The organism is Gordonia sp. DT219, assembly GCF_049847065.1.
Lineage (GTDB): Bacteria > Actinomycetota > Actinomycetes > Mycobacteriales > Mycobacteriaceae > Gordonia.
Genome location: NZ_JBNCNR010000028.1, coordinates 1 through 25,665, shown reverse-complemented (window position 1 = coordinate 25,665; position 25,665 = coordinate 1). Strand labels below are relative to the sequence as shown.

Below are 25,665 nucleotides of genomic sequence, written 5' to 3'. Positions count from 1 at the left end.
CGAAATCCGGCTACCACATCGACGCCGACGTCGCAGCGTATGACCGCTATCGGCGCCGCCGACCGGAGCGGCGTCGCCGAACGGGCCGGCTTCGGTATTCGGACTATTCGGACCTATCCCGCGAATCCCGCTGCATGCCCCGCTCGGTGCCCCGCTCCGACCCATAGCCCTGGCGGTCTGGTGCGGACGCCAGCCGCCGGTCTAGCGGCACCCGCCATTCGTGCGCTATCTGGGTGTCCAACGCAGCAAGGCGCTCCCGGAACGGCATCTGCTGATCGGCCGAACAGCGACTCATCAGCGTCTCGTAGAGGACGCGCAGCCGTCGCTGCACCTGCGCCTGCCCGCGACTGTGCCTGCGGATCTCGTCGGTCCCGACGGCCACGTAGTCGGCCCAGCTCCGCCGATAGCCGTCGACCAGGGTCGCGCGCTCCGAGCGCAGCGCGGCACGCACCCGCGGGGCCAGCATCGTCAGCAGGTCCTCGGTGTGATCGAGCGCCAGCACGACGGTGCTCGGATCGTTGCCGGCACTCGATATCGCCTTGAGTGCGATATCGGAGATCGACTGCAGCGCGGCGGCGGGGCTCACCGACGGCTGGTGGGTGTCGCCGAAGAGCAGACACCGCAACACCTTGTGGTCGGCGATCTCGTCGCGGCGATCCCCGACCACCGCGATCACGCCGATGTCATGCGGCACATGATCACCGACGGCGACGAGCAATTCGAACCGCACCCCGGCGCCAACCGCCTGACGCTGTAGCCGCGCCACGTTGACCGCCAGCAGGACCCGGCCACGCGTTGCGGTCTCCTTGAGGTGAATGATCTTGCGCGGTATCGCGTTCGGCTCCACGGTGATCGGCGGGTCCGCTTCCGGCGCCAGGCCGTCGGGCAGGCCGTCGGGCAGATCGTCTGGCCGGTCGTCGGGGTCGGCGGGATACTGTCTGCGGATGGCGGCGCGGCCGTCGGCGGCGATCCAGCGCATCAGCTGCGCCGAGTTGAGGATTGCACCCACCTTCGCCACCAGGGCGATGAACAGGAACGCGGACACCACCGTCAGCAGTGCCGCGATCGCGGTCGACACCCCCGGTGTGGTGTCGTCGGGTTCGGCGAGGGCCAGGTCCATCGCCACCATCACACTGAACACGAAGGTGGCCAAGAAGAATCCGATCGACCATCGCATCACCGGCTCGCGCTGCAGACGCGGGATCACCCGCACCGAGATCTGCGACGCCCCGAACTGCATGGCCAGGGTGACAGCGGTGAACACCAGACCGGTCAGGGTCGCCATCGCACCGGCGATCACACCGAGCACGGTGGCCAGCGTTCCCGAATCCACTTGCAGGCCGAGGGATTCGTCGAGGGTGATGCACAGGATCGCCGCGATGACCGCGAGTACCACCAGGATCACCGGCAGCCGCCACGTCGGCACCACCCGCAGTTCGCGGCACGTCCGGCGCCACCGGATGGCGGTGGCGATCGCGTTCGGTGCGGCGGCCTTCGGCGCAAGCGGAGTCGGCGTCATCGGGAGCGCGGGCGGCAGGTCGGGCACCCCGAACCGCCCGGCGAGCGCCTCCTGCACGACGATCTTCCAGCGGATGAGCGGTTCCCGGTAGCGAATCTCCCGTCGGATCGCCTTGTCCAGCTTGCCCTCTGCACGCCGATAGAACCAGCGCGCCCACGGCGATCGCGGGCGCGCGACGCGAAAGGCGCCGAACAGCAGGAGGATCGGGACGAACATGCCGATGAGTCCGGTCCACAGTTTGCCCTTGATCAGGGTGATCAGCGCGAGCGCGACGTTGATTGCGACGATCACCCCGGCCGCAATCCGGGTCTGCAGGTCGGAGCCTTGCGTGATCTCGGAGGTCGCGTCGGACAAACCCAGCGGCCGCAGGCCCAGCAGGAACAGCACGCCGATCGCGATGGCGACGAAGACCGCGTCGACCGACGCACGACCTTCCTTCTCCCAGTAGACATCTCGCAGATGCAAGATGAGCGCGAACTCGTCGAGCACCAGCGCGCAACCGATGCCGAAGACGGCGGCGAGGACGCAGTCGGCGATCGGGGTGTCGAACCGGGAGAGCGACACCAGACCGAAGCCGGACAGCAGCATCATGATCACCCCGAAGAACTCGTGATGCAGATGCATTCCGCCCGGCGCGACGTTTCCCGGCCACCAGCTGACCTCGGCCCGGATCAGGCGCACGCTGAGCCGGATGAACAGGAAAGTCAGGATGAATGCGACCAGGAACAGAAACAGCGGCAATCGGCCCGGATCGACGACGGTACGCGTGAACCATTGGCTCACGACGACGAGCCCGGGAGGCGGCACTGCCGAGACATGGACGAAAGTCTATGTCGAGGCCGGTGGTGCCACGTCACCATTGGCCACCGATCACCGATCCGGTGTCATCAGCCCGGTGAGGATCATCGAACCCAGAGCCGACGCACCCGAGGCGAAGGGTTCCTCCCCACCCTCGGTGAGGGTGTCGTGAATCGCCTTCACTCCGTCGAACGCACCCACCAGTGCGACCGCCGCACCGACCGGATCGATGTCCCCGCGCACCTCGCGTAGTTCCTGCGCCCGCCGGATGACGTCGGCGACCATCTCGACCCACGTCTGACTCAATCGGGCGATGTGCCTGCGCATCGGATTGTCCGATTCCAGATCTGCCAGGCTACGGCTCAGCTTCGACACCGCCCACACCGAACGATCGTCGTCGTGAATCGCGAGCATCGTCGGCAGGAGTCCCTCCAGACGACGTCGCCCCTCGGGTAGGCCGGCCAGCCGCGCGTTGACGTCGGCGAGCCATTCCGCATGCTTGGTCTCCAGAACCGCAAGCGCCAGAGCCTCTTTGCTGTCGAAGTGGAAGTAGACCGCACCTTTGGTGAGGCCGGTGGCGTCGACGAGCGTGGTCATCCGTGCCTTGTCGTACCCCATCTGAGCGAAGACCGTCGCCGCCGACTCGATGATGCGTTTGCGGGTGCCGGCCCCCTTGGCCGTCGGTCCGAGCGGACGTCCCACCGCACGCCCTGAACGGTCACTCATTCTCGATCCCTCCTTGCGCTTCGGTGTCTCATCGATCAAGATACCAGTAACATACCGTCTGGTCGGTTTAAATAACTTAGGGAGCATCATGAGCGTGTACGCCACCGAACTCTTCACAGGCAAGACGGTGCTGATCACCGGGGCGTCATCGGGCATCGGACGAGCCTTCGCGCAGCGGGCGGCCGCCCACGGCGCGCGGTTGGTCCTCGTCGCCCGCCGGGCGGCCGTCCTCGCCGAACTGGCCACCGAACTCCAGACGCGCCATGACTCGCAGGTGCACGTGATCCCCTGCGACCTCGCGATCCCCGGCGCCGGCACGCAGCTCCACGACGAGGTCGTCGCAGCCGGGCTCGAAGTCGACATCCTGGTCAACAATGCGGGAGTCGGCGCTCACGGCGATCTCGTCGCCGCGCGTGCCGCCGACGTCGTCGCGCAGATCCAGCTCAATGTGACGGCGTTGGCCGAGCTCACGACGCTGTTCCTGCCCGCAATGACCGCCCGGCGCCAGGGCACCGTGATCAACATCGCGAGTACCGCCGCGTTTCAAGCGATCCCGCACATGGCGGTCTACGGCGCGACCAAGGCATTCGTTCTGTCGTTCACCCGCGCACTGTGGGCGGAGACCAAGGCGACCGGGGTGCGCGTCATCGCGGTGTGTCCGGGCGCCACCGACACGGAGTTCTTCGACATTGCGGGCGAGGCGGCGTCGGTGGGCCGACGCCGCAGTCCCGGCGACGTCGTCGACACCGCACTGCGCGCCCTACATCGCCATCGCCCCAGCGTCGTCGACGGAATCTCCAACGCCGCTGTCGCCATGATCAGCCCCCGACTACCCGCACGCGTCGCCATCGGCGCCGCCGAGCGGTCCGTGCGCCCGACGGCCGGGTAGCCGCCGGTCCGCGCAGCCGATCCGCATGCCAGGTTTCACCCTCGAGAAAGCAGGAGACACCATGTACATCCACGATTTCGCCGCCGCTGCGACCGCCGCGGTCAACGAGCACAACCCCACCGCCGTGGTCGCACTGTGGGCCGAGCCCGCCGACTACCTCTCACCGTTGACCGGTCCGCAGAATGGGCTGGAGGCACTCCGGCGACGAGAAGAGTCGCTCTTCGGTGCATTCAGCGATCTACGCACGACCATCACCCCACTCGGCCAGGACGGGCACACCGGCGCCATGCTGGTTCGATTCGACGGCACCCACGACGGCCCCTATGCGGGGATGCCGGCCACCGGCAACACCATCGCCCTCGAGATGGTCGCGATCGTCGACTTCGACGACGACGGCAAGGTGATCGGTGAACGCGTGATGCTCGACACCGCCGACGTCGCCGCTGCGCTGGGGTGAAAGATCCCGAGTCGTGGGCCGGCGCGCTATGAAGTTCTCAAACAACAATTGCGGTCCCGGCAAGCCGGGTGCAGGGTCAGAAAGTCGTTGCGGGCACGCCTGTTCAGGCGGCCGGTTCTAGGTAGCCGGTTTCAGGCAGCGTCGTCGAGACGTAGGGTGCGTCGGTTGTAGGCCGGTAGTGGTCGTCGTCGGGGATCGACGGCGGCGGGCGGGATCAGCCACGGATGTCGATCGAATCCCATCACCACATCCCAGTGATCATTCGGCCCGCTCGCTGCGCTCCCGGCGCCGGCCCGGTCATGGACATCGTGGTGACAGGCCGTGCACAGCAAGCAACCGTTGTCGAGGTCGGTAGCCCCACCATCAGCCCACGACACGAGGTGGTGCGCCTGGGTGCGTGACGCGGGCGCACCACACTTCACGCAGCACTTATCCCTGAGCAGCAACGCTTTCCGCTGCGACGGCGTGAACAGCCGCTTCTCCCGTCCGACGTTCAGCGGCACCTGTTCGCCGTCGACGATGACGACGGTGACCGCGGCATCGCAACCCAACGTCTTCGCCGTCGCAGGTGTCACCGAGCCCATGAACTCGAGCGCGGACAGTTTCGGGGCATCGGCAGGAATCGTCAACAGGACCCCGCCGGTCGGTTTGCACGACACCGTCTCGTCGATGAGACCCTTCTGAGCGAGTTCCAAGATGGATTCGAAGGCATCGGCGCGCCTGTGTTGTGCCGACCGCGGATCGTGGGAGCCGTCGGGCTGAGGTTTCGGGGCCGACAGTGTTTCGACCAGGCTGTGCAGTTTCTCCCCGGCGACAGCATCCAGGTTGGCGCGCACATCGAGACGGCCATCATCGGTTTTGTGGTGGCCGAGTTCGTTGATCGACTTGTCTTCGGCCGCCGGTTTACCGTCGTCGGTGTCGGCGGCGAGTTCGTTGGCGATCGTTCGGGCGTGATCGGCGATCTGGGCCGGCGTCATCCCTGCCGACGACCACGACATCAGTGACATCAGTTGCGCCGACCGCATGTCGGGGGCCACGGGCTCAGCAGATCGGGAGTCGATGTGCGACAGGCCGCGCACGATCGCGTCGGCGTGTTCGGACGAGATGGAACCGTCGGCGGCGTGGCGTAGCAGTGGGTCGATGTCGGTGGCGGTGCCGATCCGCACGAACCGGGCGGCGACGGCGGGTGCGCACCCCATCACGGTCAGTAGTTCCCGCAACCGGCGGCCGTGGCCGTCGGCGACGTTGAGGCGGTCGAGTTCACCGGTGAACGTGGTTGCGTGATGGTCGGCGAGGTTGCGGATCAGCAGGATCTGTTGCAGTGCGGCGTGTGCTTGCGGCCCGCTCATGTCCGGGTTGGTGCGGAGTTCGGTGAGCTGGTCGACAATGCCGGCCAGAATTGCTGCGGTATCGGTGCTTTCGATGGTGTCGTCGGCGATCATGGTGCCCCCCTTGGCGATCGATGCGATGTCTCCATCTTACCCGCATGCGCCGGCAATGGCACCCAGATCTGTGGCATCTTTGTATCGAATACTACTTGTGGACAACATGTTTCGCGGCTTCGGCGGGTGCACGTTTCTGTCGGTGCGATGTGGTAGCGCGGGCCCGAAGTCGGCAACCCTCACCGCCGGGCGGCGTACTCGACCACGAACGCCCGGAATCGTTGCGCCGCATCGGAAAGCGGTCGCGACCGGAACCACGTCAGTCCGATCTCCCGACTCTCGCCGGCCAGCGGGACGAAGGAGACGTCGGTACGCCGGGTGGCGTCGTCGAGGGGAACGACGCCGACGCCCAGGCCCGCGCCCACCAGTCCGGTGATGGTCGCCAATTCCGTCGACTCGAACGTGACGGTCGGGGTGATCTCGGCGGCCGCACAGAGTTCATCGAAGATGCGGCGCATACCGAATCCCCGTTGCATCACGATGAATTCCTCGTCGGCGGCCTCGGCCAGCCCGATGCTGGGCCGCCCGGCGAACCGGTGACCGCGGCCGACGACGAGCGCGAGATCCTGCTGTGTGATCGGCTGCCACGCCATGTCGGTCCGCATCGGCCGGGGTGCGACGAGCGCGAGATCGGCGGCGCCCTTCTCGACATGATCGAGGACGGTGGCGACCGAATCCTGGGCGAGCGTGAAACCTGCACCGGGATTCTCCTCCCGGAACCCCCGGATCAGATCCGGTACGAGCGCGAGCCCGAACGAATGCAGAAATGCCAGCCGCACAACGCCGCGGGCCGGGCGGCGCATTTCGTCGATCTGGTGGCGGGCGGCGTCGAGTTGTGCCCGGGCTCGCCGCGCCCGCTCGAGGTACACCTGCCCGAAGGGATTGAGCACCAATCGCCGACCGTGGCGGTCGAAGAGCGCAACACCGAGATCGCGTTCGAGGCGAGCCACGAACCGAGACAGCGTCGGCTGCGAGACGTGCAGCCGCGCCGCGGCCTCGGTGAGGCTCGCCGTCTCCGCGACCGTGACAAACCACTCAATCTCTTCCTGCACGCTGCAACCCTAACTGCACTTATTCATTTCTGAATCGCCTCGCACACAATCATTCATTTTGCCTTCGCCGGACGGAGCAGGAACCTGGACGAGTGACCTCCGCCGATCCCACCGCCCTGCCTGCGCCCGCCCCGGCGCGCTACGCCCTGGGCTCGGCCGGGTATCGGAGGACCACGCTCGCCCTCTTTGCGGCGGGCATGACGACGTTCATGGCGCTCTACTACGTGCAGGCGCTGCTCCCGCAGATCTCGCAGCATTTCGGCACGTCACCGACCACCTCGGCGCTCGCGGTATCGCTGACCACCGGGTTGCTCGCGGTCGCGATCATCCCGGCCAGCGTCCTCTCCGAACGCTTCGGGCGGGTGCGGATCATGGTCATCTCGGCGACGGCGGCATCGGCCATCGGCATCGCGCTGCCGTGGTCGCCGACGATCGAGATCCTGCTTGCCGGCCGCGCACTGCAGGGTGTGCTGTGCGCCGGGGTGCCCGCCGTCGCGATGGCCTACCTGGCCGAGGAGGTCGAGGGCCGTTCGCTCGGCACCGCGATGGGACGGTATGTGGCGGGCACGACGATCGGCGGACTCGTCGGCCGGCTGATCCCCGGATTCGCCGTCGATGTCATGTCGTGGCAGTGGGCCCTGGAGATAGCCTGCCTGGTGTCGCTGGGCTTCGCGCTCGTCTTCTGGCGGACGGTCCCGGCATCGCGGTTCCATGTCCCCCGACGCGTCTCGCCGGCCATCACCACCCGAAACCTGTTGGCGCACCTGCGTGATCGGCGCCTGCTGCCGCTGTTCCTCACCGGCTTCGTGCTGATGGGCGGGTTCGTCACCGTCTACAACTACATCACGTACCGATTGCTGCGCGATCCGTTCGATCTCAGCGAGGCCGTGGTCGCCTCGGTCTTCTTCATGTACCTCGCGGGTACCGCATCGTCGGCGCTCGCCGGCCGGCTCTCCGACCGTGTCGGCCGTCCCGTGGTGCTGAGCACCTCGGTCGTGATCATGCTCGCGGGCCTGGGAATGACCGTGCCCGACCAACTCTGGTCGATTCTGGTGGGTATGTTCGCCTTCACCGCCGGCTTCTTCGGGGCACACTCGGTGGCCAGCGGCTGGGTGTCGGCGCGGGCCACCGAGCATCGCGCCGAGGCGTCGTCGCTGTACCTGTTCCACTACTACCTGGGCAGCTCGGTGGTGGGAGCCCTTGGCGGCCTGGTGTTCTCGGCGTACGGCTGGGTCGGTGTCGCGGTGTATGTCGCAGTGCTCGTCCTGATCGGCCTGGGATGCACCCTCGCGTCCGGTCCCGATCGGCCGCGGACAGCACAGGTGACATGATCTACCCGTGAGCACCATCGTCTTCGTCCATGCCCATCCCGACGACGAGGGCACCGCGACCGCAGGCACCATGATCCGCGCCGCCCGCGAGGGCCACCGGGTGGTCGTCGTCTACTGCACCGACGGGGATCCGGGGGACGTGCCGGACGATCTGGCACCCGGCGAGACCGTGGCGAGCCGACGACGCGGCGAGGCCGAGGCATCGGCGGCCATCACCGGCACGGCTCGGGTCGCGTGGCTCGGATACGCCGACTCCGGGATGACCGGCTGGGCGCAGAACGACACCGACGGCGTCTTCTCACGCGCGGACGTCGGCGAGGCCGCACGCCGCCTGGCCGACCTGCTCGACGAGGAGGACGCCGATGCCGTCATCGGCTACGACTGGCACGGTGGTTACGGGCATCCCGACCACGTCATGCTGCACCGCACCACGCTGGCCGCGGTGGACCTCGCCGCCCGACGACCTCGATACCTCGAGGTGTCGATGAACCGCGATCTGATGCGGCAGCTGTTCGTCCTCGCCACCGAGATGGGCATGGATGGGTACGACCCGGACGCACACGGAGACGACGGGAATCCGATCGGCACACCCGAGTCCGAACTGCACTGGGCCGTCGATCTCGGCGACGATGTGGTGGCCAAACGGCAGGCGCTGGCGTGTCACGGCAGCCAGAGCGACGTCCGGCAGCTGATGTCGCTGCCGGTGCAGGCCTTCGGCTTCGCATTCGGCACCGAGCACTACCTCGAGCCCGGGCGCCCACCCGGCATGGTGCGCGGCTGGTGGGTCGACGAACCACCCGTCGGGTAGTCGGGCGCCCGGCCGTCGATCAGATCCCCGCGCTCGCACCGGTCAGTGGCGGGTTCTGCGCGAGTAGCGCATTTTCCTCGTCGTCGAAAGCCCTTGCCCGCGAGATGAATCGGACACCTTCGGGAGCTTCGAGACTGAATCCGGCGCCACGTCCGGCCACCACATCAAGGATCAGCTGGGTGTGTTTCCAGAGCTCGAACTGGTCTCCGTTGATCCAAACCCGCACCGCCGGAAGCGGTTCGGGAAGAACGACGCCGCCGACCAGGACGTCGCGCTGGCCCACCCGGAACTCACCGACGGCGTAGCACATGGGGGCCGAGCCGTCACAGCAGCCACCGGACTGGTGGATCATGAGACCGCCGTGCAGCTCCGACAACGTGGTCAGGAGCTGCACGGCGGCGTCTGTGGCGACCACCCGATCAGGAACGTCGTGTTGTTCTGACACGGGTTTCACCTGCTCTCTTTCGGGGTGGACTCAGAAGAAGCCTTTCGCATTCTGCGCGTAACCGACCAGCAGGTTCTTGGTCTGCTGGTAGTGCTCGAGCATCATCAGATGGTTCTCGCGACCGATACCCGACTGCTTGTAACCACCGAAGGCCGCGTGGGCCGGGTAGTCGTGATAGGTGTTGGTCCACACCCGGCCGGCCTGGATCTCGCGGCCGGCGCGGTAGGCGGTGGCCCCGTCCCGGCTCCAGACTCCGGCGCCGAGTCCGTACAAGGTGTCGTTGGCAATGTGGATGGCGTCGGCGTAGTCCTTGAACGTGGTCACGGCCAGCACCGGGCCGAAGATCTCTTCCTGGAAGATGCGCATCTTGTTGTTCCCGTAGAACACCGTCGGCTTGATGTAGTAGCCGCCCTCGAGATCGCCACCGAGGTCGGCGGGCTCTCCGCCGATCAGGATTTTCGCGCCCTCTTCCTTGCCGATGGACAGGTACGAGGAGATCTTCTCGAACTGGTCGTTGGACGCCTGCGCGCCCATCATCGTGTCGGTGTCGAGCGGGTTGCCCTGCTTGATCTTGGCGACACGGTCGACGGCCTTCTCGAGGAAGTTGTCGTAGATGTCCTCCTGGATGAGCGCGCGGCTCGGGCAGGTGCACACCTCACCCTGGTTGAGCGCGAACATGGCGAAGCCCTCGAGGGCGCGGTCGAGGAATCCGTCGTCGGCGCTCATCACATCGTTGAAGAAGATGTTCGGGCTCTTGCCACCGAGCTCGAGACTGACCGGGATGAGGTTCTCCGACGCGTACTGCATGATCAAGCGGCCGGTCGTGGTCTCACCGGTGAATGCGATCTTGCGGATCCGGTTGCTCGAGGCCAGCGGCTTGCCTGCCTCCACGCCGAATCCGTTGACGATGTTGACGACGCCGGCCGGCAGCAGGTCGGCGATCAAGCTCATCACGTACAGGATCGACGCGGGGGTCTGCTCCGCCGGCTTCAGTACGACGGCGTTGCCCGCCGCGAGCGCCGGGGCGAGCTTCCACACGGCCATCAGGATCGGGAAGTTCCACGGGATGATCTGGCCGACCACACCGAGCGGCTCGTGGAAGTGGTAGGCGACGGTGTCCTCGTCGACCTCGGAGATCGAGCCCTCCTGGGCGCGCAGCGCGCCGGCGAAGTAGCGGAAGTGGTCGACGGCCAGTGGGATGTCGGCGGCCAGGGTCTCGCGGACGGCCTTACCGTTGTCCCAGGTCTCGGCCACGGCGATCTTCTCGAGGTTCTCCTCGATCCGGTCGGCGATACGCAGCAGCACCAGTGAGCGTTCGGCCACCGAGGTCTTGCCCCACTGCGGCGCGGCCTTGTGCGCCGCATCCAGTGCCAGATCGATGTCCTCGGCCGTCGACCGCGCGATGTCGCAGAACGTCTTGCCGTCGACCGGCGACGGGTTCTCGAAGTACTGACCCTTGACCGGCGGCACCCATTGTCCACCGATCCAGTTGTCGTAACGCGACTCAAAGCTCATCACCGAGCCGTCGGTGCCCGGCTTCGCGTAAACAGTCATGTGTTCCCAGCTCCCTCAATGCCATCGCGGGATCGGTCCCCGCTCGGGTGTGCCACACCGCCGCATCATCGTTCGGTGTGATCTGACACACAGAGTACGAGCGGCCTGGTTGCACTGACGTTGCAAGTGGGTACTCGATATTGGGTGACGACAGAACCGCTGATCAGGGCGTCGCCCGGCGCCGTCGGCCGCCACGAGGCCGAAGTTGCCTGCGTCGGTCGAAAGGGTGAAATGACGGAAAAGTACTGGACCGGGCGAACCCTTTCGCGGTACTAAGGACTCACACCGATTTGACACCGTGCAATGCAGTTTCGAGAATCTGATTCACTGTAGTCAACACCCCAGGAGGGGTCACGATGGTTCTGGCTCACCACGGCGCCGCCCCGAGCCGTTCCGCACGCAGTTCCACGGAGTCGCGAGGTGCGTCGCTCGGCTCCCTGGGCGTCGGCGCGTTACTGGTGCTGGCGTGCATCGTCGGCGGGACCGCCCTCGTTCTCCTGCTGATCGGCTCGTACTGACCGGGTCGGCCGGTCAGACACCGTAGCGCTTGTCGAGCAATCTGATCCGGCCGCCGACCACGGGCCGGTCCGGATGGCCCACGGGGAGTCGATTCTCGAGTCGGCGCCACGCCACCAGATCGTCGCGGCCATGGACCGACGAAGTCCACGCACGCAGCGCGCCGACGTCGCCCTCGGCGATCACCCGCGACCGCACATCCTCGCGCACCACCTCGAAGATCTCGCTCACGCCGGGCGCCGTCGACGCCGCCAACAGGCCACCGCGGCCGAGCTCGTCGATCACCGACGACAGCGCTGCACCCTCGGCGATGCGTGCACGCAGGTCGCCGACATCCGAGGACATGTCGACGGTCAGCCGGTACGGGCGCGAGGAGAGGACGTCGGTGCCCAGGTCGCGGCGCAACCGCGAGATCTCGGCGCGAACGGTCACCGGGTCGATGCCGTCACCGGCGAGATGAATGGCGAGTTGTTCGGTGTTGAGCCCCTCGGGATACTCCTGCAACAGCAACAAGATCTCGGCGTGCCGTCGCGACAACGTCCGCTCCCCCATCGGGTCACCCTCACGGCGCCACCGAAAACCGTTGCCGTGCAAACCGTTGCCGTGCAAGACCGAGAGCCGGGCATCGCCCCGATCCGCGCGGGCTCCAAAGGTTGCCGGATCCGCCAGATCGACCGCATGCGAGCGCAATTCCCGCTCGGCGGCAGCCACGACGGACCGCACCGCGGCCAGCGCGAACGGTGCGGCGACCTCACGACCGCCCGTCACGTCGACGACGCCGATGACATGACCTGTCACCGGATCGTGGACGGGCGCAGCGGCACAACTGAATTCCTGTACCGACCCCGCGAAGTGTTCGGGGCCGATCACCTGCACACCCTTGCCGACCGCGAGCGCCAGCCCCGGGGCGTTGGTCCCGACGACGTCCTCGCTCCACACCGAACCCTCGACGAAGTTGATGTGGCCGGCCCGGTCGACGGCCTCGGTACTGCCCTCGACCCACAACAATCGGCCGGCCTGATCGGTCAGGGCGACAACCACCCCCGAGTCGGCGATGTCGTCGAGCATCAACGACTGCACCAGCGGCCGCACCGAGGTGATCGGATGGGCCTGCCGATAGCGGTTGAACTCGGCCATCGTCATGGTTGCGCTGCCGTCGTCCTCGGGCAGCGCCTCGGTCGGGTCCACTCCGCGCTTGAGCGACCTCGTCCACGAATCACGCACGACAGAGCGCACCGCGTCGGACGGCGGCGTGATGCCCGAGAGGAAATCCTCATAGGCGCGCCGGACGCGTGACGAGCCGAGTTCGGTCATAGATCGTCCCTTGATTGCCTCTGTAGACGTCGATTATGCCAACCGGCGTGTGATCTGGGCTACAGCGCCCGGGTGAGCCACGCTCAGCTCACGGAAGCCAGCTGTTACGGCGCGGATACCGGGCCCGCAGGTAGCTGTAGAGATAGGTGCTGATCAGCAACGCGACCCCGCTGCCGACCGCCGGCCACAGGAAGCCGTTCATCATCGAATCCCGGATGGCCGCCACCGCCCAGCCGATCACCAGCAAGATCGTCGCGATCGTGGCGAGCAGACGGATCACCAGCACCAATGTGGTGATGACCCACCACAGGGTGACGCGTGCGTGCTCGGCTTCGGGGGCCATGGCCACAGGTTAGCGAGCGCACGCGGACCAACGTTGGGGATTGTCTGCTCCAACCGGGCCCCGGCAACGGACAATGGGCATATGCGCACACTTCTCAACATCATCTGGCTGGTGCTCTGCGGATTCTGGATGGCCATCGGGTACGTCCTCGCCGGCATCGTCTGCTGCATCCTGATCATCACGATCCCGTTCGGCATCGCCTCGTTCCGTATCGCCAACTACGCACTCTGGCCGTTCGGGCGCACCGTCGTCCGCAAGCCGCAGGCCGGCGCCGCGTCGACCATCGGCAACATCGTGTGGCTCATCGTCGCCGGCATCTGGCTGGCACTCGGGCACATCACCGCCGGGATCGCGATGTGCCTGACCATCATCGGCATCCCGCTGGGCATCGCGAGCTTCAAGATGGTGCCGGTGTCATTGCTGCCGCTCGGCGCGCAGATCGTCGACGCCGATCAGCAGCGGTCGGGCTACATCGCCACGCCGCCACCGCCGCAGCGGTACTGACCCCCCGTGCGCGAGAACCCGAGAATCGTTGTGGCCGTTATTGCCATGGGTCGATGGTCGGCACGTCGGCGGCTTCGAACGGCGAACGGTCGCGGGTGGCGACGGCGAAGCCTGCGGCGGCCGCCGTGGCGGCGATCATGCCGTCGGCAACGGCGACGGCACGCCCGGCGGAGCGGGCCTGCGACATCAGGCGCGCGTATTCCGCAGTCGCATCCAGGCCATAGGCCAGGACTCGGCCGGCGAAGGCGGGCACGGTGTAGTTCTCCAGCCAATCGGTGAACTCGTCGCGGCGGCGGCCGACGGGCATCGTCGCGATGCCGTACCGGAGTTCGCCGACAGTGACAGCTGACAAGTACAGGGTCTCGCCGGCTTGGGCGTCCAGCCACGCCATGACCCGCTGGTCCGGGGTCTTGGTGGTGGGCTCGCTGATGACGTTGGTGTCCAGGATGATCACTGGCCGAACACCGTCGGCTCGTGCGGGGTCTTGTCGCGACCGAAGTAGGCTGCCCGTTCGTCGTCGGTGAGCCGCTCCTTTTCGCTGATAACGCCCGCAAGCAGCGTGCCGAGCTTGACTCGCTCGGCCGGCTTCACCGCCTCGGTGAGAATGGCACGCATCTCAGCCTCGACGCTTCGTTCGTTCCCGGCCGCGCGCCGGCGGATGGCGCGGTGTACTTCGTCGCTCAGATTTCGGATCGTCACGTTCTTCATGAGCTGCCATACCTCTTCCGGTGCTATCAATGCATTCGCATTGCTATCAATGATGGCAGCTTGAGCCTACCTGATATCACACGCCTCGGTGAGCTCTGATCAGACCTGCGCGGCCGTCGTGCTGATGATCGAGCGATCGGCGGCACTGAGCCGGTCCGACGCCAGATCGGCCTGGTGCCAGAAGGGGTAACGCACCGGCGGCGGACTGACCTGCGCGATGCGGTCGATCTCGTCGTCGGTGAGTTCGAGCTTGAGCGCACCCAGCGAGTCGCTCAACTGGTCCGTGTTGCGAGCGCCGACCACGAGGTTGGTGACCCCGGGACGCGCGAGCAGCCACGCCAGCACCACCTGCGGGATGGTGGCGCCGCGTTCGCCGGCGATCTCGTCGAGGCGGTCGACCATGTCGTACAGATTCTCGCGGTCGGGGATCTGCACGTCCGAGCCGTCGCCGTCGACCATCCGGGCACCCGCTTTCGGCCGGCTGTTGCGCCGGTATTTGCCGGTGAGCAGCCCCATCGCCATCGGGCTCCACACCTGGGTGCCGATCCCCTGGTCGATGCCGGCGGGGATCATCTCGTACTCGGCGTCGCGGGCCTGCGGCGTGTAGTAGATCTGCTGGCTCACCGGCTTGATGAGGTTGTGCCGCTCGCACGTCATCAACACCTTCATCAGCTGCCACGATGTGTAGTTGGAGACCCCGTAGTAGCGGATCTTGCCAACTCGCACAAGATGATCCAGCGTCTGCAGCGTCTCCTCGAGCGGGGTCTGCCCGTCCCACTCGTGAAGGTAGTACAGATCGAGATGGTCGCGGCCGAGGCGGCCCAGCGTCTTGTCGATCTGGTCCAGGATGTGCCAGCGCGATTGCCCACCGTCGTTCGGTCCGTCGCCGACGACCATGCGCACCTTCGAGGTCACGAGCAGGTCGGCGAAGTCCGCGGATTTCGTCAGTGCCTGGCCCAGCACCTCTTCGGCGACACCGGTCGAGTAGTAGTTGGCGACGTCCACCATGTTGACGCCCGCATCCTGTGCGGTGGACAACAGCTTTGCCGCGCCATCGGGGTCGACGTGTCCGAAATACTCCATGCCGTGCGCGCCACCGAAGGTGATCGCACCCAAGCTGATCGGGCTGACGCGCAGGCCACAGGTGGGCGACAGTTGCCGGTAGAAGTCCTGAGTCATGTATCTCTCCTTGGCGAACCGTGGTCGGGGCGAAACAGTGGTCGGAGCCGTCAATCCTGCACCCCGACGCCGGAATTCGTCGGTGCCGAGCCGATGCCGGTCGGCGACCATAGGATTGACCGGCCGCATACATCGGCGTACCCATCGAGACCATCACGAAACCCGTATCGGAGACCACGCACGTGACCCCACTGCTCGACGGCAAGACCGCACTCATCACCGGCGGCGGGACCGGCATCGGCCGCGCCATCGCCCTCGAGTTCGCCAAGGCCGGCGCCAGGGTCGCGGTGACATATCGCACGCACGCACCCGACGACGGATTCCGCGCACAGATCGAGGAGTTCTCGGGATCGCCGTTGGTCGCGCTCGCCCTCGACGCCACCTCCGAGGACGAGGTCGTGGCGACCCTGCAGGCCGTGCACCGTGCGGTCGGTGAGCTCGACGTGCTGGTCAACAACGTCGGCGGTCTGGTGCAACGATCCCCGGTCGCCGACATGGACTTCGGCCTGTGGCGTCAGGTGATGGCACTCAACGTCGACAGCACCTTCCTGATGATCCACCACGCCCTGCCGATACTCAACGACGGTGGGCGGATCATCAACATCGCCTCCCTGGCCGGCCGGACCGGCGGGCACCCCGGTGCGACCGCATACGCGACGGCCAAGGCCGCCATCTTCGGCTTCACCCGTGGGCTGGCAAAAGAGTTGGCCCCCAGCGGTATCACGGTCAATGCGCTGGCCCCCGGCTTCATCGAGGACACGCCCTTCCACGACACCTTCACCACCGCCGCATCCAAAGCGGCGACCGTGCAGTCGATTCCGGCCGGCCGGGCCGGAAAGCCGGCCGACGTGGCCGGTGCCGCACTGTGGCTGGCCGGTGGCCTCTCCGAGTTCGTCACCGGCACGGTCATCGACATCAACGGCGGTCAGTACTTCGGCTGAACATCGTTCCGCCCTCGGCCAAGAACTCGGCGGCCGCGGTGGCAAGATGATTGTCATGGCTCTTCAACCCGCACAGGACCGTTACGAATCCATGCCCTACCGCCGCGTCGGCAGCAGCGGCCTGCAGTTACCCGCCGTGTCGCTCGGGTTGTGGCACAACTTCGGCGACGACAAGGCATTCGACACCCAGCGGGCCACCCTGCGCCGCGCCTTCGACCTGGGCGTCACCCACTTCGACCTCGCCAACAACTACGGGCCACCCTACGGTTCCGCGGAGACCAACTTCGGCCGCCACCTGGCCCAGGACTTCCGGCCGTTCCGAGACGAATTGATCATCTCGTCCAAAGCCGGCTACGACATGTGGCCGGGCCCGTACGGCAACTGGGGTTCCCGAAAGTACCTGTTGGCCAGCCTCGATCAGTCCCTGAACCGGATGGGTCTGGACTACGTCGACATCTTCTACAGCCACCGCCCCGACCCCGACACCCCGCTCGAGGAGACGATGGGCGCATTGGACACCGCGGTCCGGTCCGGCCGCGCCCTGTATGCCGGGATCTCGTCGTATTCACCGGAGAAGACGGTCGAGGCGGTCACGATCCTGAAGGAATTGGGTACTCCGCTGCTGATCCATCAGCCGTCGTATTCGATGCTCAACCGCTGGGTGGAGAACGGGCACCCGAGCCTGCTGGAGGTGCTCGAGCGCGAGGGTGTCGGCTCCATCGCCTTCTCACCGTTGGCCCAGGGCATGCTCACCGACAAATACCTCAACGGGGTGCCCGCGAATTCTCGTGCCGCAGAGGGCAAGTCACTGTCGAAGGACTTCCTGTCCGACGAGAACATGCGCCGGGTGCGTGGCCTCAACGACATCGCCGGCTCGCGCGGCCAGACGCTGGCACAGATGGCGATCGCCTGGGTGCTCCGCAAGCAGTCGAAGGGGTCGGCGATCACCTCCGCCCTGATCGGCGCCTCCAGCGTCAAGCAACTCGAGGACAGCCTGGCCGCGGTGAAAAACCTCGACTTCACCGACGACGAGCTGCACTCGATCGACGAATTCGCCGTGGACTCCGACATCAACCTGTGGGCGGCCGCGCTCAAGAGCTGAAGAACTGGTTCACAGGGCTATTCCACAGGGCTATTCCACAGCGTCGAACCGGTCGATGACATGGCGGAGATGCTCGGACGCGAGGTGCCGGGCGCCGTCCGCGTCTCCGCCGGCGATGGCATCGAGGATCTCCCGGTGCCCGTCGACGAAGGATCGTGCCTCGTCGGCGGGCGCCGCCTGATGGATCGACTGCAGCACCGAGTTCTGGATGCCGGTGTAGAGCGAGATCAGCGGCGCGTTGTGGCTCGCCGCCACCACGGTGCGATGGAAATCGATCGACGCCTCGCTGGATTTGAGCAGATCCCCGGCGGCCGCGGCGTGCTCACCACGTTCGATGGCTGCACCCATCTGCGCCAGTTGCGCCGGAATCGCTCGCCCGGCGGCGAGTGCCGCCGCCTGCGACTCCAGCGCCTGGCGCACCTCGAGAACCGACCGCAGGTCCTTGGTCGAGAGGAACCGACTGACCACGGCCTCGACCTCGGATGCGGCGCGCACGAATGTGCCACTGCCCTGGATGGTTTCGAGCTGTCCGACGTGCACGAGTGCTTGCACGGCTTGTCGCAGGGTGATGCGGCTGACACCGAACTCGCGCGCGAGCTCGTCCTCCACCGGTAGCCGTGTGCCCACCGGCCAGTGGTCGGCGCCGAGCCGGGCCTGGAGGAGCTCGATGACCTGTTCTACGAGCCCTATTCGGCGCGCCCTGCCGTTCGTAGCCGTCATGACCCTCTTCGTACCCGGTCGAGTTGCATGCCCTTCATTGTGCGGCAACCTCGATCCGGCGCAAAAGGGCTGCTGTTAGTCTCTATTTCCGATGTCCACGAAGATCCAGCACGCGGTGCCGCCGGTCGTGTACGCGCGCCGTGCGAGTGCCGGATGTTGTCTGGCCATGGCCTGCATCGGCGCCCTGATGGCGTCCTATGGACCGTTGATCCCGGAATTCGGGGAGCGCTTCGGGGCGGCCGGCGCCCAGGCCGGCTTCCCACTTGCGATCCAATCGGCCGGATCGGTCGTCGGCGCGGTCGTCACCCAGCGCATCGTCTTCGCATACGGATATCGTCGCGGCCTGGCGGGTTCGTTCGTCCTGATCGCCGCCGGCGCGCTTCTCGTGGGTTCGGTGGCATCCTGGCCGGCCTTGCTCGCCGGGGCGCTGATCGCCGGACTCGGGCTCGGCGTCTGCGACACGTCGGTCAGCCAGTCGTTCATCGTCGCGCATGGTCGGCGGGGTCCGGCGATGGTCAACCTGGCGCACGGCTGCTTCGGCATCGGCACGGTGGCCGGCCCTGCTCTCGTCGCCGTCGTCGGCAGCGACCGGTATCAGCTCGTCTTCTGCACGATCGCGGTCCTGGTGCTCTGCGCCGGCGCCGGACTCGGCGGGATACCGCGCAGATTCGGTATGGGCGGCTCCGGCGCCGGCGGTGCGACGCCCGCACCGAACGGCTCGCGGCTCGACCGGCGTGGTCTCTACATCGTGGCGGCTTTCCTGGTGCTCTACATCGCCCACTTCGGCGTCCAGTCGGGCATCGGCAGCTGGGAGCCGACCCGGCTGGCCGATCAGGGCGTCGACGCCACCGTCGCCACCCTCGCGACATCGGGCTACTGGCTGGCCATGGTCGTCGGACGCTTCATCGCCATCCCGCTGAGCTCCCGACTGCGGCCGTCGGTGATCGTGATCGGCAGCTGCTCGGGAATGACCGCTGCGCTGCTGATCGCCGTCGCCGTGCCGTCGTCGGCCTTGTGGGCCTATCCACTGGCCGGACTGTTCATCGGACCCATCTTCCCCAACGGCCTCACATGGCTGTTGACCAGCGGGTACGCCCGCGGATCGGTCTTCGGCTACGTCGTCGCCGGGGCACTGGCCGGCTCGATCGTGCTGCCGCCGCTGCTCGGCCAGATCATCGCGAACCACGGCACGTCGAGTCTGGCACCGACGCTGCTCGTGGTTGCGTGCCTTTCGGTCGTCGCCGCCCTGTCCGTGGCCGGCCTGACCGCGTCGCGGCCGGCCACGAAGCGATGAGTGAGGTGGCGTAACCAGCCACATTTTGCTTAGCTGAGCCTTACCTGCATAATGGACCGGGTGGAATTGAGCAGCCCTTTCATGCAGGCGCAGGGAGTGTCGGTCGAGTTCAGCGGCCACGAGGTGGTCCACGGGGCCGACTTCACCCTTCGCGGCGGCGAGGTCACCGCCCTCGTCGGCCCCAACGGCTCCGGCAAGTCGACACTGTTGCGCGCGCTCTCGCGACTGGTTCGCCGATCGTCGGGGGCGATCACCCTGGGCGACGACACCGATGCGAGTGCCCTCTCGGCACGCGAATTCGCACGCCGGGTGACGCTGCTGTCCCAACAGCGACCCACTCCGGTGGGCATCACCGTGCGCGATATCGTCGAATTCGGAAGGCACCCATATCGTTCCGGCTGGCGCGGGCGCGACGAGGACGGTGCAGCGGCGATCGCCCGGGCGATCGCGGCGACCGGTTTGGCGCACATGACCGACATGCCCCTCGAGACGCTCTCCGGAGGTCAGCTCCAGCGAGCGTGGTTCGCCAGCGCACTGGCCCAGCAGACCGAAGTCCTCCTGCTCGACGAACCGACCAATCATCTGGACCTCCGATATCAGATCGAGGTACTCGAACTGATCCGGTCACTGGCCGACGACCACGGCGCGGCGGTCGGCGTCGTACTGCACGACCTGAACCATGCCGCCGACATCGCCGACCAGATCGTCGTTCTCGATTCCGGCCGGGTCGTCGCCGAAGGTACGCCCGAACAGGCACTGGCACCCGACCTGCTGACCCAGGTCTGGGGTCTGCCGATCTCTGTCACCGAGGACCCGACCACGGGTCTTCTCGAAGTGCGGGCACGCCGTGCCCGCACCACCCGCGTCGGATCCCGCCAGCCGGTCATGGCTGCTCCGGGCCACTGACGCGCGTCACGAAAGGGATGAGAATTCACATGACAATACGGCGTACTGCCGTCGTCTCGGCCTTGCTGGCGGTCTTCGTACTGTTGGTCGGCTGCGGAACGACGGACGATTCCACCACGAGCGACGCGAGCTCCTCCGGAGCTCCGGTCACCCTCGACAACAGTGCCGGTGGAACGGTGACCCTGCCGCACGGCCAGGCACACCGGATCGTCTCCCTGGAGTGGGAGTACGCCGAGATCCTCAACAGCATCGGCGCAGGCAACACCGTCGTCGGATTGTCCGATGTCAAGGGCTACAACCAATATGACGGCCCGACGGTCCCACTGACATCGACGCCGACCGATGTCGGGCAGCGACTCGAGCCCAGCCTCGAGACGATCGCCGACCTGCAACCCGACCTGATCATCGCCTCGACGCGCTCGATCCCCGATTCGGTGCGCGACCGGCTCGGCAAGATCGCGCCCATCGTGGTCCTCTCGACCTCCGACCCCACTGATCCCATCGGCCGCCTGCAGCAGACCACACGCACTCTGGGAACCGCCGTGGGCAAGCAAACGCAGGCCGACGACCTCAACAAGCGCCTCGACGCGGCCCTGACCAAGAATGCCGAGACCCTCAAGAAGAACGGTCACGCCGGTCAGCACGCGGTGTTCGCCTCGGTCTCGGCGGAGGGCAGCACCGTCTCGATCCGCATGCACGCGCGTGGTTCGACCCCGGAGGCGGTCCTGGAGCGGATGGGCCTGCAACCCGCATGGCCGAACGGCGACGGCAAGACCGGGCTCAGCTATGTGGATGTCGAAGGGCTGACCAGACTTCCGGCCGACACGTGGTTCCTGTACTGGAACGAAGATACCGATCCGGTCGAGAAGAACCTGGCGAGCAACCCCGTCTGGCAGTCGTTGCCGTTCGTCAAGGACGGCCGGGTGCGCGGCGTCAGCAAGGGTGTGTGGATGTACGGCGGCCCGCAGTCACTGATCGCCTTCAGCGACCAGGTCACCTCGGCACTGTCGTAACCAGGGAACGACCGCGATCATGAAGACACAGACAGCTTCTCGGGCCGACGCTCCGTCACCGGCGCGCACACCCCAGCGCAACCGTGTGATGATACTCACCGTGCTGCTGCTCGTCTGGGTCGGCGTGATCGCGGTCGTTCACCTCACCCAGGGCAGCGCCGATCTGTCGGTCGCCACGCTGTGGAAAGCGTTGTGGGGGAACGGCATCTCCCAGACCTCCGATATCGTCCTCAGCTCACGGCTACCGCGATTGCTGGCGGCGACGCTGGTCGGCGCCGCGTTGGGGATGGCCGGTGCAGCCCTGCAGTCGGTGACCCGAAATCCATTGGCCTCACCGGAGACGACCGGCGTCGGCGCCGGCGCCTACCTCGTCTTGACGATCGCCGCGGCATGCGGCCTGTCGTCCAGCACCGGTGTCGGCTTCCTCTTCGCCTTCGGCGGCGGATTATGCGCGGCCGCAGTCATTCTCGGCATCACCGGCCAGAAGGCCGATGTGCTGCGTCTCGTCCTCGCCGGGTCCGCGCTGACCATGGCTCTCAGTTCCATCACCTCGGTCATCCTGTTGCTCAACACCTGGCAGACCCAGGGCATGTTCGTCTGGGGCTCAGGCAGTCTCGCGCAGAACGGCATCGGCGGCGTCGCCACCATGATCCCGGTCGCGGCGGTGGCAGCCTGCGGACTCCTCGTCTACGGACGCCGACTGGACCTACTGCAACTCGGCGACGACGCCGCGGCGTCCTACGGCGTTCCGGTCACCTCGACCAGATACAGCGTCCTGGTGTTGTCGGTACTCCTCACCGCCGCCGCCATCACGGTCACCGGCCCGATCGGCTTCGTCGGTCTGTGCGCGCCCGCTCTCATGCGGCTACTGACCCACCGCATCCCGGGACTCCGGCGTCAACGCGTCTTCCTCTCGACTGCCGCGCTGACCGGTGCCGCGCTCGTACTCACCTCAGATGTCGCACTCCGGGGCGTCTTCGGTGCCGTCAAGGGCATCGGCATCCCCACCGGCGTGCTCACCAGCGTCATCGGCGCCGTCTTTCTCATCGTCCTCGCGCGTCGGCTGCCGCGCGGCGGCGGCCGGGGCGAGTCGATCGCCTCGCTGCGTGCGGGCATCGTCTCACCCGAGCACGGCGCCCGGACGCTGGTGATCGTCGCCGCTGCAGTCGTTCTCGTCGTCGCGCTGGTGGCGGCGCTACTCCTCGGCGACCGAATACTGCTCCTGGGCGACCTGTGGAATTGGTGCCGCGGCGTCGCCTCGCCGCGCGTCGACCTGATCATCGAGACCCGGCTGCCACGGGTCGCCGGCGCCCTGCTGGCCGGCACCGCACTCGGCATGGCCGGGCTCTTCGTCCAGACCGTCACCCGAAACCCGTTGGCAGACCCGGGAATTCTCGGCGTGAGCTCATCGGCGGGCGTCGGGGCAGTCGCGGTCATCACGCTGTCGTCGGCGCCCAGCGACCTCGTCATCTACCTCGCCGCCACCATCGGGGCACTGGTGGCGCTGGTCTTGCTCGTCCTCCTCGGGCGCAAGGACCAGTTCCAGCTCGTGCTCGTCGGCGTGGCGCTCGGGGCGGGTGCAGGCGCGGTCACCACCCTGTTGCTCATCCGCAGCGATCCGTGGAATCAATCGCGAGCGATGACGTGGCTCGGCGGCTCGACGTACAGCACCACCGGCGCACAACTGGTCCCACTGCTCGTCCTCATCGCGATCGGCGTCGTCGTCACGATACGGACCCGACGGGATCTCGATGTCCTCCAATTCGATGACACCACACCACATGTGCTGGGCGTCTCGGTTCAGCGCTCCCGACTGATCCACATCGGGCTGGCGGCCCTGCTCACCGCTGCCGCCACCGCCGCCGTCGGGGTGTTCGCGTTCGTCGGGTTGATCGCACCGCACGCCGCCCGCCTGCTCGTCGGCAAACGTCATGCGCTGGTCATCCCGCTGACCATGGTGCTCGGCGCGATCATCGTGGTGGTCGCCGACATCCTCGGCCGCGCACTGTTCGCGCCGACCCAGTTGCCTGCCGGCCTGGTCGTCGCCATCGTCGGCGCACCGTACTTCCTGTTCCTGTTGAAGAGCGCGAAGAGCGAGGGCTGAGTTCACCACGGCTGGGGCCCTAGCGGAGCAGCGCGCGCACCGCATCGATGGTGTCGGCGAGGTCGGCGGTCTTGTCGGGGCGGTAGCGCAGGACGCGCGCGAAGCGCAACGCCACGCCGCCGGGATACCGTGAACTCCGTTGGACGCCATCGAGTTCGATCTCGACGACGATCTCCGGCCGTAGATACACGGTGTGGGCGTCGCGATGGTCCTCATGCTTCGGGAACTCGTCGGTCTGCCACTGCAACAGTTTGTCGGTGAGGCCCTTGAAGGTCTTGCCGACCATCACCGGTGGTCCGCCGTCGGGATCGCGCGCACCCAGATGCAGATTCGACAGGAAGCCGGTGCGCCGGCCCGATCCCCATTCGGCGCCGAGGACGACGAGGTCGATGGTGTGCACCGGTTTGACCTTCTGCCAAGCCTTTCCGCGGCGTCCGGCCGCATACGGCGCCGAGAGCGACTTCACCATGACGCCCTCGTGCCCCGCGGCGAGCGCCTCGTCGAGCGTGTCCTGGGCCTGTGCGGCCGTCGGGTTGCGCATCGACGTGATCCGCAGATGCGGCGCGATCGAATCGAGTGCATCGAGGCGCTCGGCGAGCGGACGATCGATGAGATCGGCGCTGTCGAGGTGCAGGCAGTCGAAAAAGAACGGACGCAGCAGACGTGGCCCGTCGTCGACGTAAGGGTCGGCGGCGATCATCGAGCCGAAGCGGCTCATCGTGTCCTGGAAGGGCCGGGGCCGGCCGTCGTCGGAGAGGGTGAGTGTCTCGCCGTCGAGGATCACCGTGCGTACCGGCAGTTCACGCACCGCCGCGACGAGATCGGGTACGCGCGCGGTGACGTCGTTGAGTGTTCTGGTGAACACCGCAACGTCGTCACCGTTCCGGTGGACCTGGATGCGTGCGCCGTCGAGTTTGTGGTCGACGACCAGATCGGGGCCGAGACTTTCCAGGGCCGCATCGAGATCCTCCGCCGGACTGGCCAACATCGGTGACACGGGCCGCCCGACCTGTAATCCGACCGCTGCCAATGCGTTCGAGCCGCCCTCGATGGCGAGCGTCGCGGTCTCCGCCAGCGACCCGGTCAGCATGTGCGCGCGGCGTACCAGTGCCGGGGGCTGTCCGGAGACGGCGATGATCGCCTCCACCATCACGCCGGCCAGCGCACCCTGGCGCAATTCGCCGGTGAGCAGACGGTACAAGAAGTTCTGTTCGTCGGCCGTAGCGCGACCAAAGAGGTTGTGGAGCAACTCCCCTCGCGCCGCGACCGATCCCGAGCCGGTCGTCGACGCGAGCCGGGAGAAGGCGTCGTCGACTTCGGCGACGGTCAACACGGCGTCGTCGTCCGGGCGCGGCGGCTCCTGCAGGTCGCGCAGCGTCCGCCACCCGATCCCGAGACGCCCCTGCGGTATCTCCCCCGACATCCACGCCACCACGATCTCCGCATCGGCTCCAGCAGCGGCCAGGAGTTCGCGCAGCGCAACCGTTTTCGCGGTACGGGACCGCGTCGCCGCAACCGTCGCCGACGCCTCGACCACCGAGCGGAATCTCATCGACGACCTCTGAACAGCGGAGCTCACCATGACTGTGACGATACCGACCTGCGGACGAAATTCGTCAAATGTATTTTCGATCAGGTGTTGTCATGCGGCCGTATCGGGCGTAGACTCGAACGCACCAGCGACGAACTGATGTTTGATCGCTTCACTGGGGGGTGACAATGAGCGCAACCGATTCGACTGGTGGTCCGGGAACCAGCGTCGAAGACAAGCTTGCGCAGTTGCACGCCCTCATCGATGACCTGGCCGCGACGGATCTGTCGCCGTGCTCCGACGAGACACTGTTGGAGGTCGCGGCAGCCAATGAACGGGCGATCAACCGGTTGACGTTTCAGGGTGACCGGCAGATCGTCGAGTTATCGGACCGGAATGCGGAGCGCCGGTTCGGGTTTCGGTCGGTGACCGACATGATGGTCGTCGGGTTGCGGGTGTCGGAGCCGAT

At 66.8% G+C, this 25,665-nt stretch carries 25 protein-coding genes and 1 pseudogene; 13 read left to right on the top strand and 13 right to left on the bottom strand.

From position 1 onward, the window contains the following. Positions 1–103: 103 nt before the first annotated feature. Positions 104–2,302, bottom strand: coding sequence for a DUF2254 domain-containing protein (locus ACPXB3_RS20090; RefSeq protein WP_425704057.1), 2,199 nt, complete (start codon positions 2,300–2,302; stop codon positions 104–106). 87 nt (positions 2,303–2,389) lie between these two features. Further along, entirely contained in the window at positions 2,390–3,043 is a 654-nt protein-coding gene (locus tag ACPXB3_RS20085; protein ID WP_425704058.1) for a TetR family transcriptional regulator, read from the bottom strand. Positions 3,044–3,131: 88 nt separating this feature from the next. Between ACPXB3_RS20085 and ACPXB3_RS20080 the strand changes: the two genes are divergently transcribed. Next, positions 3,132–3,932: an SDR family NAD(P)-dependent oxidoreductase gene (locus ACPXB3_RS20080; RefSeq protein WP_425729274.1), complete on the top strand. Its 801-nt coding sequence runs from the start codon at positions 3,132–3,134 to the stop codon at positions 3,930–3,932. 61 nt (positions 3,933–3,993) lie between these two features. Next, a complete protein-coding gene (locus ACPXB3_RS20075) occupies positions 3,994–4,389 on the top strand; it encodes an ester cyclase (RefSeq protein ID WP_425704060.1) in 396 nt (131 codons plus the stop codon). Between the two features lie 131 nt (positions 4,390–4,520). On the opposite strand, the gene ACPXB3_RS20070 is transcribed toward ACPXB3_RS20075, so the two are convergent. Then, on the bottom strand, positions 4,521–5,831 hold the full coding sequence (locus ACPXB3_RS20070) for a DUF222 domain-containing protein (RefSeq protein ID WP_425729272.1): 1,311 nt from the start codon (positions 5,829–5,831) through the stop codon (positions 4,521–4,523). Between the two features lie 179 nt (positions 5,832–6,010). Further along, positions 6,011–6,883 (bottom strand): LysR family transcriptional regulator, encoded by an 873-nt coding sequence (locus ACPXB3_RS20065; RefSeq protein ID WP_425704062.1) that lies wholly within the window; start codon positions 6,881–6,883, stop codon positions 6,011–6,013. Between the two features lie 92 nt (positions 6,884–6,975). Between ACPXB3_RS20065 and ACPXB3_RS20060 the strand changes: the two genes are divergently transcribed. Both ACPXB3_RS20060 and ACPXB3_RS20055 read left to right on the top strand, forming a co-directional pair. Further along, complete coding sequence (locus ACPXB3_RS20060) at positions 6,976–8,214, top strand: MFS transporter (protein WP_425704063.1); 1,239 nt, start codon at positions 6,976–6,978, stop codon at positions 8,212–8,214. Positions 8,215–8,221: 7 nt separating this feature from the next. Then, a complete protein-coding gene (locus tag ACPXB3_RS20055) occupies positions 8,222–9,022 on the top strand; it encodes a PIG-L deacetylase family protein (RefSeq protein WP_425704064.1) in 801 nt (266 codons plus the stop codon). 19 nt (positions 9,023–9,041) lie between these two features. Here ACPXB3_RS20055 and ACPXB3_RS20050 read toward each other — a convergent pair whose 3' ends face one another. Both ACPXB3_RS20050 and exaC read right to left on the bottom strand, forming a co-directional pair. Then, the gene (locus tag ACPXB3_RS20050) at positions 9,042–9,467 is read right to left on the bottom strand and encodes a DUF779 domain-containing protein (RefSeq protein ID WP_425729270.1); all 426 of its coding nucleotides are present in this window, start codon (positions 9,465–9,467) and stop codon (positions 9,042–9,044) included. A 30-nt stretch (positions 9,468–9,497) separates the two neighbouring features. Further along, positions 9,498–11,021, bottom strand: a complete 1,524-nt coding sequence (exaC, locus tag ACPXB3_RS20045) for an acetaldehyde dehydrogenase ExaC (RefSeq protein ID WP_425704066.1) — start codon at positions 11,019–11,021, stop codon at positions 9,498–9,500. Between the two features lie 356 nt (positions 11,022–11,377). Here exaC and ACPXB3_RS20040 point away from each other — a divergent pair, with 356 nt between their 5' ends. Further along, on the top strand, positions 11,378–11,539 hold the full coding sequence (locus tag ACPXB3_RS20040) for a hypothetical protein (protein WP_425704067.1): 162 nt from the start codon (positions 11,378–11,380) through the stop codon (positions 11,537–11,539). 13 nt (positions 11,540–11,552) lie between these two features. Here ACPXB3_RS20040 and ACPXB3_RS20035 read toward each other — a convergent pair whose 3' ends face one another. Both ACPXB3_RS20035 and ACPXB3_RS20030 read right to left on the bottom strand, forming a co-directional pair. Further along, positions 11,553–12,851, bottom strand: a complete 1,299-nt coding sequence (locus ACPXB3_RS20035; RefSeq protein WP_425704068.1) for a GAF domain-containing protein — start codon at positions 12,849–12,851, stop codon at positions 11,553–11,555. Between the two features lie 88 nt (positions 12,852–12,939). Beyond that, entirely contained in the window at positions 12,940–13,194 is a 255-nt protein-coding gene (locus ACPXB3_RS20030; protein ID WP_425704069.1) for a hypothetical protein, read from the bottom strand. Between the two features lie 81 nt (positions 13,195–13,275). Between ACPXB3_RS20030 and ACPXB3_RS20025 the strand changes: the two genes are divergently transcribed. After that, positions 13,276–13,698: a YccF domain-containing protein gene (locus ACPXB3_RS20025; RefSeq protein WP_425704070.1), complete on the top strand. Its 423-nt coding sequence runs from the start codon at positions 13,276–13,278 to the stop codon at positions 13,696–13,698. Positions 13,699–13,735: 37 nt separating this feature from the next. On the opposite strand, the gene ACPXB3_RS20020 is transcribed toward ACPXB3_RS20025, so the two are convergent. From ACPXB3_RS20020 to ACPXB3_RS20010, 3 genes are all read right to left on the bottom strand, one after another. Then, the gene (locus ACPXB3_RS20020) at positions 13,736–14,152 is read right to left on the bottom strand and encodes a type II toxin-antitoxin system VapC family toxin (protein WP_425704071.1); all 417 of its coding nucleotides are present in this window, start codon (positions 14,150–14,152) and stop codon (positions 13,736–13,738) included. After that, complete coding sequence (locus tag ACPXB3_RS20015) at positions 14,149–14,406, bottom strand: FitA-like ribbon-helix-helix domain-containing protein (RefSeq protein WP_425704072.1); 258 nt, start codon at positions 14,404–14,406, stop codon at positions 14,149–14,151. The genes ACPXB3_RS20020 and ACPXB3_RS20015 overlap by 4 nt, the downstream gene beginning before the upstream one ends. 99 nt (positions 14,407–14,505) lie before the next feature. Next, positions 14,506–15,585 (bottom strand): aldo/keto reductase, encoded by a 1,080-nt coding sequence (locus ACPXB3_RS20010; RefSeq protein WP_425704073.1) that lies wholly within the window; start codon positions 15,583–15,585, stop codon positions 14,506–14,508. Between the two features lie 182 nt (positions 15,586–15,767). Here ACPXB3_RS20010 and ACPXB3_RS20005 point away from each other — a divergent pair, with 182 nt between their 5' ends. Both ACPXB3_RS20005 and mgrA read left to right on the top strand, forming a co-directional pair. Next, positions 15,768–16,526 carry an SDR family NAD(P)-dependent oxidoreductase gene (locus tag ACPXB3_RS20005; protein WP_425729268.1) on the top strand — a complete coding sequence of 253 codons (759 nt, stop codon included), beginning with the start codon at positions 15,768–15,770 and terminating at the stop codon, positions 16,524–16,526. 46 nt (positions 16,527–16,572) lie between these two features. Continuing rightward, a complete protein-coding gene (gene mgrA, locus ACPXB3_RS20000) occupies positions 16,573–17,628 on the top strand; it encodes an L-glyceraldehyde 3-phosphate reductase (RefSeq protein WP_425729266.1) in 1,056 nt (351 codons plus the stop codon). 30 nt (positions 17,629–17,658) lie between these two features. Here the strand turns inward: mgrA and ACPXB3_RS19995 are convergent, their stop codons facing one another. After that, positions 17,659–18,348 (bottom strand): FadR/GntR family transcriptional regulator, encoded by a 690-nt coding sequence (locus ACPXB3_RS19995; protein ID WP_425704076.1) that lies wholly within the window; start codon positions 18,346–18,348, stop codon positions 17,659–17,661. Positions 18,349–18,439: 91 nt separating this feature from the next. On the opposite strand from ACPXB3_RS19995, the gene ACPXB3_RS19990 reads away from it, so the two are divergent. From ACPXB3_RS19990 to ACPXB3_RS19975, 4 genes are read left to right on the top strand one after another with little or no spacing between them, the layout of a single operon-like run. Further along, positions 18,440–19,642 (top strand): MFS transporter, encoded by a 1,203-nt coding sequence (locus ACPXB3_RS19990; protein ID WP_425729264.1) that lies wholly within the window; start codon positions 18,440–18,442, stop codon positions 19,640–19,642. Between the two features lie 60 nt (positions 19,643–19,702). Further along, a complete protein-coding gene (locus tag ACPXB3_RS19985) occupies positions 19,703–20,548 on the top strand; it encodes an ABC transporter ATP-binding protein (protein WP_425729262.1) in 846 nt (281 codons plus the stop codon). 29 nt (positions 20,549–20,577) lie between these two features. Beyond that, positions 20,578–21,561: an ABC transporter substrate-binding protein gene (locus ACPXB3_RS19980; protein ID WP_425704079.1), complete on the top strand. Its 984-nt coding sequence runs from the start codon at positions 20,578–20,580 to the stop codon at positions 21,559–21,561. 19 nt (positions 21,562–21,580) lie between these two features. Beyond that, a complete protein-coding gene (locus ACPXB3_RS19975) occupies positions 21,581–23,665 on the top strand; it encodes an iron ABC transporter permease (protein WP_425729260.1) in 2,085 nt (694 codons plus the stop codon). A 19-nt stretch (positions 23,666–23,684) separates the two neighbouring features. On the opposite strand, the gene ACPXB3_RS19970 is transcribed toward ACPXB3_RS19975, so the two are convergent. Beyond that, complete coding sequence (locus ACPXB3_RS19970) at positions 23,685–25,217, bottom strand: ATP-dependent DNA ligase (RefSeq protein WP_425729258.1); 1,533 nt, start codon at positions 25,215–25,217, stop codon at positions 23,685–23,687. Between the two features lie 167 nt (positions 25,218–25,384). Between ACPXB3_RS19970 and ACPXB3_RS19965 the strand changes: the two are divergent. After that, positions 25,385–25,665 (top strand): annotated as a pseudogene (locus tag ACPXB3_RS19965) (HNH endonuclease); the annotation flags it as partial.